This is a genomic window from Lysobacter changpingensis (assembly GCF_017308985.1).
GTDB lineage: Bacteria > Pseudomonadota > Gammaproteobacteria > Xanthomonadales > Xanthomonadaceae > Lysobacter_J > Lysobacter_J changpingensis.
The window spans coordinates 322,994-338,772 of record NZ_JADWPE010000001.1 but is presented as its reverse complement, the minus strand read 5'-3'; the positions used below and the strand labels follow the sequence as shown (position 1 = coordinate 338,772).

The window sequence follows — 15,779 nt, the reverse complement described above, 5'->3', positions numbered from 1 at the left end:
CGGCGGTTTCGCGGTCCGGCTTTCGCGCGTGCGGGAGCCGCAAACACATTCATTCGACAGATGGCGTGGTGATGTTCGATTCGATACGACGCAGTGTGGGGACTGCATCGCTGGTGGCGGTGCTCGTGTTCATCTCGGGGTGCCGACAGGAAGGGCCTGCGTCCACGACGTACCCGATCGCCTCGGCGCCGCCGGTGCAGGTGGAGCCGCTCAAGCAGACCAAGCTGGAGCTTCCGCCGGTGTTCCGCGACATCGAGAAGCGCACGTTCCAGTTCTTCTGGGACACCACCAACGAAGTGAACGGGCTCACGCCGGACCGCTATCCGTCGCGTCCGTTCGCGTCGATCGCGTCCGTCGGTTTCGCGCTGACGGCCTATCCGATCGGCATCGAGAACGGCTGGGTCAGCCGCCGGCAGGCGGTGGATCGCACGCTCACCACGCTCAGGTTCTTCCGCGACATTCCGTCCGGCCCGCAGGCCGAAGGGAAGGGCGCCTACAACGGCTTCTACTACCACTTCCTCGACATGGACACCGGCGCGCGCTTCCAGAGCTGGGTCGAACTGTCGAGCGTGGACACCGCGCTTCTGATGATGGGCGTGCTGTTCGCACAGAGTTATTACGACCGCGACGATCCGCGCGAGAAGGAAATCCGCGAGCTCGCCGACACGCTGTACAAGCGCGTCGACTGGCCGTGGCTGCAGCGCAACGCGCCGCTGGTCTCTATGGGCTGGTTCCCCGAGAGCGGCTTCATCCAGCACGACTGGACCGGCTACAACGAAGCGATGATGTTGTACATCCTCGCGCTGGCCTCGCCGACGCATCCGATCGAACCGGAGTCCTGGCAGGTCTGGACGCGCACGTACAACGATTCCTGGGGTGTCTACCAGGGCGAGGAATACCTGTCGTTCGGCCCGCTGTTCGGGCATCAGTACAGCCACGTCTGGATCGACTTCCGCGGCATCCAGGACGACTACATGCGCGAGCGCGGCATCGACTACTTCGAGAACAGTCGCCGCGCCGCGTACGCGCACCGTGCGTACGCGATCGCCAATCCGATGAAGTGGAAGGAGTACGGCCCGGAGGTGTGGGGCCTCACCGCGAGCGACGGCCCGCAGCAGACGCTGCAGGAATTCCGCGGCGAACAGCGCCAGTTCCGCCACTACTCCGCGCGCGGCGCCGGCCTGCGCGACACGTTCGATGACGGCACCATCGCGCCGACGGCGGCGATCGCGTCGCTGCCGTTCGCGCCTGAAATCGTCATCCCGACCACCGTCGCGATGCATGAACGCTACGGCGAATTCCTGTATTCCAGCTACGGCTTCCTGGATTCGTTCAACCCGAGCTTCGACTTCGACATTCCGCTGAAGACCGGCCGCCTAGTGCCGGGCGAGGGCTGGGTCGCGAGCGACTACATCGGCATCGACCAGGGACCGATCCTGACGATGATCGCCAACTACCGGAACGACTTCGTCTGGAACGTCATGAAGCGGAACAAGTACATCCGCGACGGCCTGCAGAAGGCGGGCTTCAAGGGCGGCTGGCTCGAGCCGGTGAAGGAAGGCGAGGCCGCGCCGACGCAGCCCAGGCCGCAGACGAAGGCGGAGAAGGACGCGGCGACGGCGCGCGCGCTGGGCGAGGCGGAGTCGCGCGTGAACCGCGCCTCGCAGACGCCGCAGCCGGCACCGGCACAGGATCAGAAGAACAAGTGATGAGGCCGCGCGCATACGCTGCGCACGTCAACCGTCCCCTGTTCAGGGGGGAGGGTTGCGGAGAGGGACGAAGCCGCCAAGCGGCGAGGAAGGGCATCCGCACATACATGGCACTGCTGTTGCTCTGCCTCGTCGCGCTACTCACTTCCTGCTCCACCGACCGCGACACCCGCACCGTCGTCCGCTTCTGGGCCATGGGCTTCGAGGGCGAGATGGTCCGCCAGCTCATCCCCGATTTCGAACGCGCCAACCCCGACATCCGCGTCGAAGTGCAGCAGCTGCCGGTCACCGCCGCGCACGAGAAACTGCTGACCGCCTTCGCCGGCGACGGCCTGCCGGACGTGTGCGGCCTGGGCAACACGTGGCTGGCGGAGTTCGTCGAACTGCGCGCGGTCGCGCCGCTGGAGCCGTTCCTCGCGCGCACGCCGTCGATGCCGGCGAACGATTACTTCCAGGGTTCGTGGGACACCGGCGTCATCGACGGCCACGTCTACGCCGTGCCGTGGTACGTCGAAACGCGCCTGCCGTTCTATCGCAAGGACATCCTCGAAGACGCGGGCGTGAAGCAGGTGCCGCGCACGTGGCAGGAGTGGAACGACGCGATGGCCGCGGTGAAGCGCCACGTCGGTCCGGACCGTTTCGCCATCCACCTGCCGCTCAACGAGTACGAACCGCTGCTCAACCTCGCCATCCAGCAGCCCGATCCGCTGCTGCGCGACGACGGCCGCTACGGTAATTTCCGCAGCCCGGGCTTCAAGCGCACGCTCGCGTTCTACAACGACATCTTCCAGCGCAAGTGGGCGCCGGCCTTCGCGAACACGCAGATCGCCAACGTCTGGAACGAATTCGGCCGCGGCTTCTTCACCTTCTACGTCAACGGCCCCTGGAACATCGCCGAGTTCCGCAAGCGCCTGCCGCCGGAACTGGAAGGCAAGTGGGGCACGATGCCGCTGCCCGGTCCCGACGGTCCCGGCGCGTCGGTCGCCGGTGGCGCCAGCTTCGTCGTGTTCGAACAGGCGAAGAACAAGGACGCGGCGTGGAAGCTCGTCGCGTACCTGTCCGATCCGCAGGTGCAGGTGCGCTTCCACGCGCTCACCGGCAACCTGCCGCCGCGCCGCAGCGCGTGGGCGGGCAGCCAGGCGCTGGCGACCGATCCGTACACGCTGCCGTTCCGCGAACAGCTGGAGCGCGCCAGGCCCGCGCCGAAGGTGCCGGAGTGGGAACGCATCGCACAGGAGCTGCGCATCGTCGGCGAGCAGATGGTCGCCGGCCGCTACACCGTCGATGAAGCGGCGGCGGAACTCGACCGCCGCGCCGACGCGATCCTCGAAAAACGCCGCTGGATGATGGACCAGCACGCCGCCGCCGGAGGTGCGCGATGAACGCCACGCCACGCGTCGGCGCCTCGACCGCCGGCTGGATGTTCGCCGCGCCGGCGCTCACGGTGATCGGCGTGTTCTTCGGCCTGCCGGTGCTGGCCGCGTTCGCGCTGAGCCTCACCGACTTCGACATCTACGCGCTGGCGGACATGTCGAACCTGCGCTTCGTCGGCCTGCACAACTACTGGACGCTGCTGCAGGACCCGCTGTTCTGGAACGCGCTGGGCAACACGATGTACTTCGTGGTGGTGGGCGTGCCGCTGTCGATCGCCGTCTCGCTCGGCGCGGCGCTGCTGCTGCATTCCAGGACCGCGCGGTTCAAGCCGTTGTTCCGCACCGCGTACTTCGCGCCGGTGGTGACGACGGTGGTCGCCGTCGCGGTGATCTGGCGCTATCTCTTCCACACGCGCTACGGCCTGGTGAACTGGGGCCTGACCTCGATCGGCCTTCCTTCCATCGACTGGCTCGGCGATCCGGCCTGGGCCATGCCGACGATCATCCTGTTCGCCGTGTGGAAGAACTTCGGCTACAACATGATCATCTTCCTCGCCGGCTTGCAGTCGATTCCGGAAGACCTCTACGAAGCCGCGCGGATCGACGGCGCCACGCCCGCGCAGCAGTTCTGGAACGTCACGCTGCCGCAGCTGGGGCCGGTGCTGCTGATGGTCGGCATCCTCACGCTCTCGGGCTATTTCCAGCTGTTCGCCGAGCCGTACGTGATCACGCAGGGCGGTCCGTTGCAGAGCACGGTGAGCGTGCTGTATCTGATGTACGACGAAGGCTTCAAATGGTGGAACCTCGGCAACGCATCGGCTGTCGCGTTCCTGCTGTTCGCGCTGATGACCGTCGCCACCAGCGGCCTGCTGTGGTTCGCCCGACGTAAAGGAGCGGAGTGATGAATCCGCGTCTGGCCAAGGCCATCGTCAACGGTCTGCTGATCGCGCTCGCGGCGATCAGCCTCGCGCCGCTGCTGTGGATGCTGTCGGTGTCGTTCATGCAGCCGGGCGAGGCGAGCCATTTCCCGCCGCCGCTGCTGCCCGACGCGCCGACGCTGCACAACTACCACGAGCTGTTCGCGCGTGCCGGCATGGGGCGTTATCTGCTCAACAGCGCGATGATCGCCACCGCCGCCACGCTCATCGCGCTGCTGCTCAACACGATGGCCGGCTATGCGTTCGCCAAGCTGAAGTTCGCCGGACGCGAGCGCGTGTTCCGCCTGCTGCTGGGCGCGCTGGTGATTCCGGCGCAGGTGACGATGATGCCGCTGTTCCTGATGCTCAAGCAGATGGGGCTGGTGAACACCTATGCCGGCGCGGTGGTGCCGCTGATGGCGAGCGTGTTCGGCATCTTCCTCGTGCGCCAGTACGCGCGCTCGATTCCTGACGAACTGCTGGAAGCGGCGCGTATCGACGGCGCGAGCGAGATGCGCATCTTCTTCCAGATCGTGCTGCCGGTGCTCAAGCCGATCCTCGTCACGCTGGCGATCTTCGTGTTCCTTGGCGCGTGGAACGACTTCATGTGGCCGCTGATCGTGCTCAGCGATTCGGGGCACTTCACGCTGCCGGTCGCGCTGGCGTCGCTGTCGCGCGAGCACGTGCAGGACAACGAGATGATGATGGCCGGATCGGTGGTGACGGTGTTGCCGGTGCTGGTCCTGTTCCTGGCGCTGCAGCGGTATTACCTGCAGGGCCTGCTGGTCGGGAGCGTGAAAGGGTGAGGAAGGCAAAGCGTTTCGGGTGGGCGGTTGCGTTGGTTCCGGTGATGGCGTGGGCGCAGGGCGTCGGCGAGATCCGCGTACTGGACGACTTCGAATCGACCACGCCGTGGCAGGTGGTCACGTCCGACCAGGTGCTCGGGAAACTGCGCACGGTGCAGGGTGTGGATGGCAACGCCGTGTGCCTGGACTACGACTTCAACGGCGTGTCCGGTTACGCCGGGCTGCAGCGCGAACTCCCTGTCGACTATCCGGAGAACTACGCGTTCTCCTTCCAGCTGCGCGGCGATTCGCCAGGAAACGACCTGCAGTTCAAGGTCGTCGACGACAGCGGCGACAACGTGTGGTGGGTCAACAAGCCGCGCTACGATTTCCCGAAGGACTGGACGCCCGTGGTCTACAAGCGGCGCCACATCAGCCGCGCGTGGGGCCCCGCGCCGGATCCGACGCTGCGTCACAGCCGCAAGATCGAGTTCACGATCTACAACAGCGTCGGTGGAAAGGGCTCGGTGTGTTTCGATGCGCTGGCGTTCCGCAAGCTGGCGCCGCAGGACAACGCGCCGCTCACCGGCACCGCGAGCGCGACCGCCGAAAGCCGCAACGGCCCGGCGCGCGCCGCGATCGATGACGCTGCGGGCACTGCATGGCGTGCCGATCTCGACGCCGCGAAGCCGCCGCGGTTCACCCTCGACCTGCGCAGGCCGCGCGAGTTCGGCGGCCTCGTGCTCGACTGGTCGGCGGGCGAACACGCGAGCGACTACCGCACCGAGCTGTCCGACGACGGCACGCAGTGGCGCAACGCCCGCGAAGTCGCCGGAAGCGACGGTGGCCGCGATTACATCGCGCTGCCCGAGTCCGAGGCGCGCTTCATCCGGCTGACGCCGCTGAAGGCGCCGGCCGGGCGCATCGCGCTGGCGAATCTGCAGGTGATGCCGCTCGCATTTGCCGCGACGCCGAACGATTTCGTCCGCTCCGTCGCGAAGGACGCGCCGCGCGGCACCTGGCCGCGCGGCTTCAGCGGCGAACAACCGTACTGGACGATCCTCGGCCTCGACGGCGGCATGGAGCAGGGTTTGATCGGCGAGGACGGCGCGATCGAAGTGGACAAGGGCGCCTTCAGCATCGAACCGTTCGTGGTGAGCGACGGCAAGCTGGCGTCGTGGGCCGACGTGAAGACCACGCAGTCGCTGCAGGACGGCTACCTGCCGATTCCGTCGGTGCATTGGCAGCATGCGGATTTCGCGCTCGACACGACCGCGTTCGCGCACGGCACGCGCGACGATTCGCACCTCACTGCACGCTACGTCCTGCGCAATACGAGCGACCGACCGCGCCGCTATGTCTTTGCGCTGGCCGCACGCCCGTTGCAGGTGAATCCGCCGACGCAGTTCCTCAGCACCACCGGCGGCGTCAGCGAGATCCGTTCGATCCGCGCGGACGCGGGCACGATCGCCGTCGGAGGACGCCACACGGTGCGCGCCAGCCGATCCGACGCCGCATTCGCCACGCGCTTCGACGAAGGCGAAGTGGTGCAGCGGCTCGCGCGCGCGGACTGGGCGTCGCGGGATGTGCCCGCCGCGCTTGGCGCCATTGGGAACAACGTCGACGACGAAACCGGGCTCGCCTCGGGCGCGCTGCTGTATTCGGTCGAACTCGCGCCTGGCCAGTCGCGCGAGTTCGACTGGAGCGTACGTCTGACCGGCCGCGACGCCGCATCACCGAAGCCCATCGATGCCGCGAAAGCGCAGGACGCCACGGCCGCGCTGTGGCGCGGCAAACTCGATCGCGTGCAGCTCGACGTGCCCGAACAGGGTCAGCACGTCGTCGACACGCTGCGCACGGCGCTCGCGCACATGCTGATCAGCCGCATCGGACCGCGTCTGCAGCCGGGCACGCGGTCCTACTCGCGCGCGTGGATCCGCGACGGAGCGATGATCGGCGAAGGCCTGCTGCGCATGGGGCGCGGGGATGTCGCCGAGGAGTTCCTGCGCTGGTACGCGCCATACCAGTTCGACAACGGCAAGGTGCCGTGCTGCGTGGACGATCGCGGCAGCGATCCGGTGCCGGAGAACGACAGCCACGGCGAGCTGATCTTCACCATCGCCGAGGTGTACCGGTTCAATCGCGATCGCACGATGCTGGAGACGATGTGGCCGCATGTCGTCGGCGCGTTCGACTACATGGAAAAGCTGCGGCTGAGCGAGCGCAGCGAAGCCAATCGCGCGCGCAACCCGGCGTTCTACGGGATGATGCCGGCGTCGATCAGTCACGAAGGCTATTCGGCCAAGCCGATGCATTCGTACTGGGACAACTTCTGGGCGCTGCGCGGCTACAAGGACGCGGTGGAAGTCGCGCAGTGGCTCGGGAAGGACGCGGAAGCGAAGCGCTTCGCCGCCTCACGCGACCAGTTCCGTGACGATCTCTACGCATCGCTGCGAAGCGCCACGCAGCAGCACGGCATCGACTTCCTGCCGGGCGCGGCGGAGCTGGGCGATTTCGATGCGACGTCCACGACGATCGCACTCGCGCCGGGCGGCGAACAGGGCCGTCTGCCGCAGGACCTGTTGAACAACACCTTCGAGCGTTACTGGCGCGAGTTCGTCGCGCGTCGCGACGGCACGCGCGAATGGAAGGACTACACGCCGTACGAACTGCGCACCATCGGCACGTTCGTGCGCCTGGGCTGGCGCGATCGCGCGCACGAGGCGCTCGCGTTCTTCTTCGCCGACCAGCAGCCACGCGCCTGGAACCAGTGGGCGGAAGTCGTTTCGCGCACGCCGCGCAAGCCGTTCTTCGTGGGCGACCTGCCGCATGCGTGGGTCGGTTCGGATTACGTGCGTTCCGCGCTGGACCTGTTCGCGTATTCGCGCGATCTGGACGACGCGCTGGTGATCGCCGCGGGCGTTCCGTCGGACTGGCTGGCGGGCGAGGGCGTCCGTGTGGCGAACCTGCGCACGCAGTACGGTCCGATGGGGTACCAGCTTCGTGAATCGGACGGTGCGCTGCTGCTCGATATCGCGACGGATTCGAAGCTTCCGCCCGGTGGCATCGTGTTCACGTGGCCCTACAAGACAACGCCCGGCGAAACGACGATCGACGGTCGCAACGCCGAGTGGCGCGACGGCGAACTGCGCATCGGCCGCGCCGGCGCGAAAGTGCGGATGGCCTTGCGCTGAGGCCTTTGTAGCGCGCGTAAGCGGAGCGCACCGCGCCGCCGGGCAATTCAGTCCCGGTTGCGCCAAGCGCGCCGCAGCGCGTTGCATTGTTGAAGCGTGGCGTGGCTTTGAGCTCCCCAGGCGACCCGGTTGCGCTCCGTTCACCCCGGTACAAGGGCGCCGTTGACGTGCTCTGGACCGCGTGTGCGGCAACGTTGAAACCTCCGCAGCAAGAATGCGCGCCTTGGCCCAGACACCGCATCGCGTCATCCCTGCCAGCGAAAGCGCGCGGCAGCACGCGCTGGATCGCTACCACGTCGTCGATACGCCGAACGAATCGGTCTACGACGATCTGGTCCGCATCGCCGCGCACCTGTGCGGCACGCCGATCGCGCTGCTGTCGCTGATCGATCGCGACCGTCAATGGTTCAAGGCGCGCCTGGGCCTGGCCGAGCACGAAACCCCTCGCAACGTCGCCGTCTGCGCGCACGCGATCCTGGAGCCGGGCGAGTTGATGGAAGTGCCCGACCTCGCGCGCGATCCGCGCTTCGCGTCGCTCCCGATCGTGATCGGGGAAGTGCGCGCCCGCTTCTACGCGAGCATGCCGATCACCACCTCGGACGGGCAGGCGATCGGCACGCTGTGCGTCGTCGACCGCAAGCCGCGCATGCTCGATCCGGAGCAGCGCGACTGGCTGCAGTCGTTGGGCCGCATCGCCATGGGGCTGCTCGACGCACACGCGCGTCGCTACCAGGACGAGGTGGAGGTCGCGCTCGGCACGCGGCGCGCGCCCGAACCGGAACCCGGGCCGAAGGAGAATTACCGCATCGCCCTCCTCGAGGTGCAGCGTTACGCGGCGGTGGTGGAACGCGACGGCGAGCGCGCGGTGGAGAAGGCGTTGCTCGCCATGGAGGCGCGTTTCGAGGCCTGTTTGGCTCCCGAAGCCGGCGATCGCATCAACCGCGTGAGCGCGAGCGCGGAGTTCGTCGCGGTGCTGATGGGCGACGACGGTGAGGCGCGCCTGGACGCGTTGCGCGCCATCGCGAAGGAAGAGCCGGCGCGCACCGGTCTCTCGGTGCTGGTCGGCGGCGCCGTTTCCGAGCATGGCGACGAGGGATTGAACGCGGTGTTCCAGCGCGCCGATGCGGATCTGAGCCGGCAGAAGGACGAGGCCCAAACAGGGGAGGCGCTCCTGTCGCCCGGGTAAGCGCACCCGGGAGCGCGACCAGGCCCCGGGGCGATTCCCCGGGCTACAGTAGCGCGTTGCCCCAGGACACGACGCCCGCATGGATCGCGACGCACTTCTGCTCCAGCTCGCCCGCACCCGCATGGGATTGGTCCGCACCTACGTGCTGCACGTGGTGTGGTTCGCGACCATGTGCACGGCGACGGCGATGCAGTGGCGCCAGGACGGATTGAAGGCGACGGTGTTGCTGACGCTCGTGACCGTGCCACCGGTGCTGGTGTACACCGTGCGTGCGCATCGGCTGTGCCGCGCACTCGATCCCCGCGCGCGCACCGTCGGGTTGGTGCCGGTGCTGGTGACGACGGTGATCCTCAGCCCGTTCGAATCCGGCCTCGTGCTGCCGTTGAAGAACCTTCTGGTCGCCAACCGGTTGCTGCGCGAGGCGCGCGCGTGCGAGGACGAACGAGTGGTGGATCGCGGGAGCACGGTAGAGGCGCAGCGTTGATTCAGCCCGCTCGTCTTTTCTTCGTCCCCGTGCACGTGCTCTTGAAGCGGGCCGTCAGTTGCTGCTGCAAGGCGCGGGTCGAGCGACTCTCCCAGATGTCGCCTCAAACGCACCAGTGCACATCCAGCGCCGTCGCGTGGCGACTTTCGAGCAGCACCAGCACCGGCCATCGGTGCGGATCGCCCGAGGCGAGCGCCTGTTCGAACACCGCGCGCTTGCGTTCGCCCTGGATCAGCAGCAGGCGGTGCGGAATGCGCGCGATCCCGTTCGGGGTGAGGCTGATGCGGCGTGGCCATTGCCGCGCACCCGGACACCCCTTCGCGTCGATGGCGACGTAGTCGCGCGGGCTGGCGAGGATGCGGTCGAGTCCGTCCATGCCGGGGAACAGCGACGCCGTGTGGCCGTCCTCGCCCATGCCGAACACGGCGACGGCGGCCTGACGGCGCGCGTGGGCGTTCGCCGTCGCCACCGCGCCCTCGATGTTGCGGCCGGGTTGCGTCATCGGTTCGAAGCGCGCGGTGGCGGCGTGGTCGCGCAGGAATTCGCGATGCACCAGCCACGCGTTGCTGTCGGGATCGTCCGGCAGGAGCCAGCGTTCGTCGACGAGGCCGACGTCCACGCGATCCCAGTCCAGCGGCGCCTGCGACAGCGCCCGGTACACCGGCCCCGGCGTGCCGCCGCCCGACAACAGCAGACGCGCGCGTGGGTGCTGGATCAGTTCACGGCGCAGTTCCGCGGCGATGGACACCGCCGCCGCCCAGGTCCAGACCTCGCCGTTGGCGTGCGCGTGGAACGCGTACGGCGCGGCGGCGCCGGTCGTCGGCAGGGGCGTGCGGTCGGCCATGGGCCGATCCTCGCACAGCCCGCTTGAAGACCTTGTTCGGGGCGGCGGGCTAGGCGACGTCCTGCGCCAGCGCGGCGGCGCCGAGCAGGCCCGGCTGCGGATGCACCACCGCCAGCGTCGGAATGCGCGCCATCACCGGGGAGAACCGGCCCTTGTACTCGAAGCGCTGGCGGAAGGCGGAATGGGCGATCGACGGCAGCATCTTCGGCACCAGCCCACCGGTGAGGAACACGCCGTCCCATGCGCCCAGGGTCAGGACCAGATCGCCCGCCGCCGCGCCGAACACCGCGCAGAACACGTCGATCGTGCGCAGGCTGCGCTCGTCGCCGTCTTTCGCGCGCGCGGTGATGTCGGCCGGCTTCAGCGGGCCGGGGTCCTCGCCGGCGATGTTGCTCAGCGCGCGATGCAGGTTCACCAGGCCCTGGCCGCTGACCAGCCGTTCGTTCGACACGCGGCCGAACTCGGCGGACATCTGCTGGAGGATCTCGATTTCCTCCGGCGAATTCGGGGCGAAGCTGACGTGGCCGCCTTCGGTCTGCAGCGGGAAATAACGACCGCCGCGACGCAGCAGCCCGCCCACGCCCAGGCCCGTGCCGGCGCCGATGATCGCGAAGGTGCGGTCGAGCGCGTCGTGGCCGTTCCAGCCGATGCCGCCCACCGGCACCACGTCCTGCGGTCGCAGCAGGGAAGCGCCCATCGCCTGCGCGGCGAAATCGTTCACCAGCCGCAGCGAGCGCAGGCCCAGCGATTCGCCGGTGCGCGCGGCGGAAATCACCCAGGGATGGTTGGTGATGCGCGCCTCGTCGCCGTCCACGCGACCGGCCACGGCGAACACGCCGGTGGTCGCGATCGCGCCGGTGGTGTCGAGGTAATGGCGCGCGGCGTCGGCGAGCGAGGGGAAATCGGCCACGGCGAATTCGCGCACGCTTTCCATCAGCAACGGCTCGGCCGAATCGTGACGCGCGAGCGCGAAGCGCGCGTTGGTGCCGCCGATGTCGGCGAGCAGGGCGTGGGTGTCGGGCTGGGAGGTCTCGCTCAAGGGATCACCACGGCGTGCGTTGCGCAGATGGGTCCGCAGCGTAATGGACCGGGGCGCGGCTGTCTGCGGTGTGGGGCCGCGTGGGCGGTGTTGCGTGGGCTGAATACGAAATCAGCGGTTGTGACGTTGATTCCTGGGAGTTGAACCCCTCTCCCCCGGGAGAGGGGATGGGGTGAGGGACACCGAAGGCGCGACGCCGAACAGCCGGTGCGGCGATGCGCTGCGAGTTGAAGCGTTCACGCTCCGTGCCCCCTCATCCAGCCTTCGGGCACCTTCTCCCGTGGGGAGAGGGGAACGTCATCGCCGGCGGAGCAAAACAGAACGGCGGGACCCGCTGCCAATGGGAGGGAGGATGCAGCGGATCCCGGCCGCGAAAAACGCCAGCTGGAACGTCAGCCTGGAACGTCCGCGCCTCAGTAGGGCAGCGGCTCGGCCAGCGAGCGGCCGTGGCTGGCGATCACCTTCGAATACCAGTGCGCGCTGTCCTTCGGCGTGCGTTCCTGCGTCACGTAGTTCACGTGCACCATGCCGAAACGCTTCGAATAACCCAGCGACCATTCCAGGTTGTCGAGCAGCGACCACAGCATGTAGCCGCGCACGTCGACGCCCGCGTCGATCGCGTCGTGAATCGCGCGCAGGTGCTTGCGCAGGTAGTCCGTGCGCAGCGGATCCTTGATGCGGCGGTTGCCCTCGTCGTCCACCATCGCGGCCGGCGGATCGAAGAACGCCGCGCCGTTCTCGGTGATGTACACCGGCAGGTCGCCGTAGGTCTGCTTGAACCACACCAGCAGGTCGGTCAGGCCCTGCGGGAAGACCTCCCAGCCGGTTTCGGTGTAGGTGCCCAGCGGCTGCTTCACTACGCCGGTGTTGAGCGGGTAGCTCTCGGCGGCCCTGGTGACGCTGCGCGTGTAGTAGTTGATGCCGACGAAGTCGAGCTTCTGCTTGATCAGCTCGTAGTCTTCCGGCGCCCATTCCGGCCACGCGTCGCCGAAGATCTCCTTCAGCTCCGGCGGGTAGTGGCCGAGCAGGGCGGGGTGCAGGTACTGCTCGTTCATGTATGCATGCGCGCGGCGCACGGCGGCGGCGTCCTCGGCGGATCCGGTGGCCGGGTACTTCGGCTCGATGTTCACCACCAGGCCGATCTCGTGCTTGCCCAGTTCGCGATACGCCTTCACCGCGGCGCCATGCGCGCGCATCAGGTTGTGCGAGGCGATCGGCGCTTCGTACTTGCTGCGATGGCCCGGCGCCAGCGCGCCGTGCAGGTAGCCGCCGTCGGTGACGACCCACGGCTCGTTCAGCGTCACCCACTTCTTCACGCGGCCGTCGAGTTCGCGGTACATCACGCCTGCGTACTCGGCGAACCAGTCGGCGATGTCGCGGTTGAGCCAGCCGCCGCGATCGTCGAGCGCCGCCGGCAGGTCCCAGTGGTACAGCGTGAGCAGCGGCTCGATGCCGTTGTTCAGCAGTTCGTCGACCAGCCGCGAATAGAAATCCAGGCCCTTGCGGTTCACGCGGCCCGTGCCCTCGGGCAGGATGCGCGACCACGACACGCTGAAGCGATACGCCTGCAGCCCCAGCTCGCGCATCAGCTTCACGTCGTCGCGCCAGCGGTTGTAGTGGTCGCACGCGACATCGCCGGTGTCGCCGTTGAGCATCATTCCCGGCGTGTGCGCGAAACGCGTCCAGATGCTCGGGCCGGCGCCATCGGCCAGCGGCGAGCCTTCGATCTGGTGGGCGGCGGTGGCGGCGCCCCACAAAAAGCCCTTGGGGAATGCGAACTGCTCGGACGGCTGACTCATCGGTGCGGTGGCCTGCGAGGGGTGGATAGGCATGAAAACGGTTACATGGCAGGATAGCGGACGCCGGCGATATTTGCATCGCCGGCCGGACAAAAATGCGGGCCCGGTCCCGCACGGCGCAGGGGCTCACCCGAGGAACTCAATGGCGAAGGTCACGCTGGATCGTCTGCGCAAGGTCTATCCCAACGGTTACGTGGGCGTGGACGATGCGACCTTCGCGATCGGCGACGGCGAACTGCTCGTCCTGGTCGGGCCGTCGGGCTGCGGCAAGTCGACGCTGCTGCGGATGATCGCCGGCCTCGAGACCATCACCAGCGGCGAATTGCGCATCGGCGATCGCGTCGTGAACGACGTGGCGCCGAAGGATCGCGACATCGCGATGGTGTTCCAGAGCTACGCGCTCTATCCGCACATGACGGTTGCCGAGAACCTCGGCTTCGGCCTGAAGCTGCGCGGCGCGTCGAAGGACGAGATCAACCGCCGCGTGCGCGAATCGGCGCAGATGCTCGAACTGGAATCGCTGCTGGATCGCAAGCCCGCCGCGCTTTCCGGCGGACAGCGCCAGCGCGTCGCGCTCGGCCGCGCGCTGGTGCGCCAGCCGCAGGTGTTCCTGCTCGACGAACCGCTGTCGAACCTCGACGCCAAGCTGCGCGCATCCACGCGCGTGGAGATCGCGCGCCTGCATCGCAAGCTCGGCACGACGATGATCTACGTCACGCACGACCAGGTCGAAGCGATGACGCTCGGCCAGCGCATCGTCGTGCTCGACAAGGGCCGCATCCAGCAGATCGACACGCCGATGGCGCTGTACAACCGCCCGGCGAACCTGTTCGTGGCGACGTTCCTGGGCAGCCCGAAGATGAACCTGCTCGAGGGCGAGGTCGTGCAGCGCGGCGACGATCTCGCCTTGCGCCTCGCCGACGGCGTCGAACTTCCGCTGCAGCCGGAAGCCGGACTGCGCGACGTCCTGCGTGGTTTTGCCGGCAAGCGGCTCACCGTCGGCCTGCGCCCGGAAGATCTCTCGCTCGCCGCACCCGGCGCGGGACACCTGCAGGCACGTGTGGAAACCGTCGAACCCATCGGCAACGAAGCCTTCTTGAACCTTGCCTGCGGCGGCGGCGAACTCGTCGTCCGCCTGTCGCCGCGAAACCTTCCGAACGCCGGCGACACCGTGCATCTGGTCCACAACCCCGAGCACATGCATTACTTCGATCCGGACACCGGCCGCAGCCTGCGCGCGTAGGCCTTACTCGGGCTGCGTGGCTGCGCGCGCGACGTCGGCCGCGTTGACGTCTTCCGCACCGGGGGAGGTCGTCTGCTCGCCGATTTCGCGCGGCCCTGCCTGCCGCGATTCCGAATCCCCCGCCGCGCGGATCGCCCGCGCCACGCGCACGCGCGGCAGCGCATACGGATGCGAGGCGTTGAGGAATTCGATCATGCGTTCACGCACCGCGCAGCGCAGGTCGAACAGGTCGCCGGAGTTGCGCGCGCTCACCAGCAATCGCACCTGCAGGGTCGAACGGTCCGAATCGGTGATCTGCGCGACGCAGACGCGACCGTCCCAGCGTTCGTCGGTCTCGCAGATGTGCTGCAGTGCCTTGCGCACCTCGGCCATCGGCGTGCGGTAGTCGAGCCACAGGAACGCGGTGCCGAGCAGCTGCGCCGTCGTGCGCGTCCAGTTCTCGAACGGGTTCTCGATGAACCATTGCAGCGGCACCACCAGGCGCCGCTCGTCCCAGATGCGCACGACCACGTAGGTGCTGTCGATCTCCTCGATGCGGCCCCATTCGCCCTGCACGATGACCACGTCGTCCAGGCGGATCGGCTGGGTCATGGCGATCTGCAGGCCGGCGATCAGGTTTCCGAACACCGGCTTGGCGGCGATGCCCGCGACCAGGCCGATGATGCCCGCCGAGGCGAGCAGGGTCGTGCCGAACTGGCGGATCGCGGGGAAGGTCATCAGCGCGATCGAGACGCCGGCGAGGATCGCGCCGCCCTGGGCGATCCGGCTGAGCACGCGGGTCTGGGTCTGGATGCGCCGCGCATCGAGGTTGTCGGCGACTTCCACCGGATGCCGGCGCAGGATCCGCCGCTCGACGGCGCCGATCGCGCGCACCGCCAGCCAGGTCAGGCACAGCAGCCCGCCGACGCCCAGCCAGTGTTGGATGCGCACCAGCCAGTCTTCCGGCAGCGGGGTGGCGCGGATCGCCACGCTCAGGAAGAACAGCGGCAGAGCGACCGCAGCCGGAGTGGCGATGACCTGCACGACCCGCGCCCGCGTCCGCGTGGCGGCGTGGGCGTCGGCCCGGCGGGAGAGGGCCAGCAGCGCGCGATGGACCAGCAGGCCCAGCACGAGCGCGATCGTCAGGGGCCACGCGATCGCGCCGGCCTGTCGCCAGAAACCCGGATCCATGGACCCAGCCTCGCAGCGGGGCCGTAAATGCCGCGT

General features: G+C 68.1%; 12 protein-coding genes. 8 read left to right on the top strand and 4 right to left on the bottom strand.

Features of this window, described 5'->3' with window-relative positions:
* The first annotated feature begins 71 nt into the window (after positions 1-71).
* The 7 genes from I4U41_RS01390 to I4U41_RS01360 all read left to right on the top strand — a co-directional run bounded on the left by I4U41_RS01390 (position 72) and on the right by I4U41_RS01360 (position 9,648).
* A complete protein-coding gene (locus tag I4U41_RS01390; RefSeq protein ID WP_206859045.1) occupies positions 72-1,709 on the top strand; it encodes a glucoamylase family protein in 1,638 nt (545 codons plus the stop codon).
* 107 nt (positions 1,710-1,816) lie between these two features.
* On the top strand, positions 1,817-3,091 hold the full coding sequence (locus tag I4U41_RS01385) for a sugar ABC transporter substrate-binding protein (RefSeq protein ID WP_206859042.1): 1,275 nt from the start codon (positions 1,817-1,819) through the stop codon (positions 3,089-3,091).
* Complete coding sequence (locus I4U41_RS01380; RefSeq protein WP_206859041.1) at positions 3,088-3,984, top strand: carbohydrate ABC transporter permease; 897 nt, start codon at positions 3,088-3,090, stop codon at positions 3,982-3,984. The genes I4U41_RS01385 and I4U41_RS01380 overlap by 4 nt, the downstream gene beginning before the upstream one ends.
* Positions 3,984-4,805, top strand: a complete 822-nt coding sequence (locus I4U41_RS01375; protein ID WP_206859039.1) for a carbohydrate ABC transporter permease — start codon at positions 3,984-3,986, stop codon at positions 4,803-4,805. Before I4U41_RS01380 ends, I4U41_RS01375 begins: the two co-directional genes overlap by 1 nt.
* Positions 4,806-4,837: 32 nt before the next feature.
* Positions 4,838-7,978 carry a discoidin domain-containing protein gene (locus tag I4U41_RS01370; protein ID WP_425492452.1) on the top strand — a complete coding sequence of 1,047 codons (3,141 nt, stop codon included), beginning with the start codon at positions 4,838-4,840 and terminating at the stop codon, positions 7,976-7,978.
* Positions 7,979-8,201: 223 nt separating this feature from the next.
* A complete protein-coding gene (locus I4U41_RS01365) occupies positions 8,202-9,164 on the top strand; it encodes a GAF domain-containing protein (protein WP_242524940.1) in 963 nt (320 codons plus the stop codon).
* A gap of 79 nt (positions 9,165-9,243) precedes the next feature.
* On the top strand, positions 9,244-9,648 hold the full coding sequence (locus I4U41_RS01360) for a hypothetical protein (RefSeq protein ID WP_206859035.1): 405 nt from the start codon (positions 9,244-9,246) through the stop codon (positions 9,646-9,648).
* A 103-nt stretch (positions 9,649-9,751) separates the two neighbouring features.
* Here the strand turns inward: I4U41_RS01360 and pgl are convergent, their stop codons facing one another.
* From pgl to I4U41_RS01345, 3 genes are all read right to left on the bottom strand, one after another.
* A complete protein-coding gene (pgl, locus tag I4U41_RS01355; protein ID WP_206859033.1) occupies positions 9,752-10,492 on the bottom strand; it encodes a 6-phosphogluconolactonase in 741 nt (246 codons plus the stop codon).
* Positions 10,493-10,541: 49 nt separating this feature from the next.
* Positions 10,542-11,531: a glucokinase gene (gene glk / locus I4U41_RS01350; RefSeq protein WP_206859031.1), complete on the bottom strand. Its 990-nt coding sequence runs from the start codon at positions 11,529-11,531 to the stop codon at positions 10,542-10,544.
* Between the two features lie 413 nt (positions 11,532-11,944).
* Positions 11,945-13,330 carry a GH1 family beta-glucosidase gene (locus tag I4U41_RS01345; protein WP_206859029.1) on the bottom strand — a complete coding sequence of 462 codons (1,386 nt, stop codon included), beginning with the start codon at positions 13,328-13,330 and terminating at the stop codon, positions 11,945-11,947.
* Positions 13,331-13,472: 142 nt separating this feature from the next.
* Between I4U41_RS01345 and I4U41_RS01340 the strand changes: the two genes are divergently transcribed.
* Positions 13,473-14,573: an ABC transporter ATP-binding protein gene (locus I4U41_RS01340; RefSeq protein ID WP_206859028.1), complete on the top strand. Its 1,101-nt coding sequence runs from the start codon at positions 13,473-13,475 to the stop codon at positions 14,571-14,573.
* 3 nt (positions 14,574-14,576) lie between these two features.
* Here I4U41_RS01340 and I4U41_RS01335 read toward each other — a convergent pair whose 3' ends face one another.
* A complete protein-coding gene (locus I4U41_RS01335) occupies positions 14,577-15,743 on the bottom strand; it encodes a mechanosensitive ion channel family protein (RefSeq protein WP_206859025.1) in 1,167 nt (388 codons plus the stop codon).
* Positions 15,744-15,779 lie beyond the last annotated feature (36 nt).

Bases quoted from the DNA above. Each gene is read 5' to 3' on its own strand.
- I4U41_RS01380 (WP_206859041.1), top strand. From the start codon at position 3,088: ATGAACGCCACGCCACGCGTCGGCGCCTCGACCGCCGGCTGGATGTTC.
- I4U41_RS01375 (WP_206859039.1), top strand. From the start codon at position 3,984: ATGAATCCGCGTCTGGCCAAGGCCATCGTCAACGGTCTGCTGATCGCG.
- I4U41_RS01360 (WP_206859035.1), top strand. From the start codon at position 9,244: ATGGATCGCGACGCACTTCTGCTCCAGCTCGCCCGCACCCGCATGGGA.
- I4U41_RS01335 (WP_206859025.1), bottom strand. From the start codon at position 15,743: ATGGATCCGGGTTTCTGGCGACAGGCCGGCGCGATCGCGTGGCCCCTG.
- I4U41_RS01385 (WP_206859042.1), top strand. From the start codon at position 1,817: ATGGCACTGCTGTTGCTCTGCCTCGTCGCGCTACTCACTTCCTGCTCC.
- I4U41_RS01345 (WP_206859029.1), bottom strand. From the start codon at position 13,330: ATGAGTCAGCCGTCCGAGCAGTTCGCATTCCCCAAGGGCTTTTTGTGG.
- pgl (WP_206859033.1), bottom strand. From the start codon at position 10,492: ATGGCCGACCGCACGCCCCTGCCGACGACCGGCGCCGCCGCGCCGTAC.
- I4U41_RS01390 (WP_206859045.1), top strand. From the start codon at position 72: ATGTTCGATTCGATACGACGCAGTGTGGGGACTGCATCGCTGGTGGCG.
- I4U41_RS01340 (WP_206859028.1), top strand. From the start codon at position 13,473: ATGGCGAAGGTCACGCTGGATCGTCTGCGCAAGGTCTATCCCAACGGT.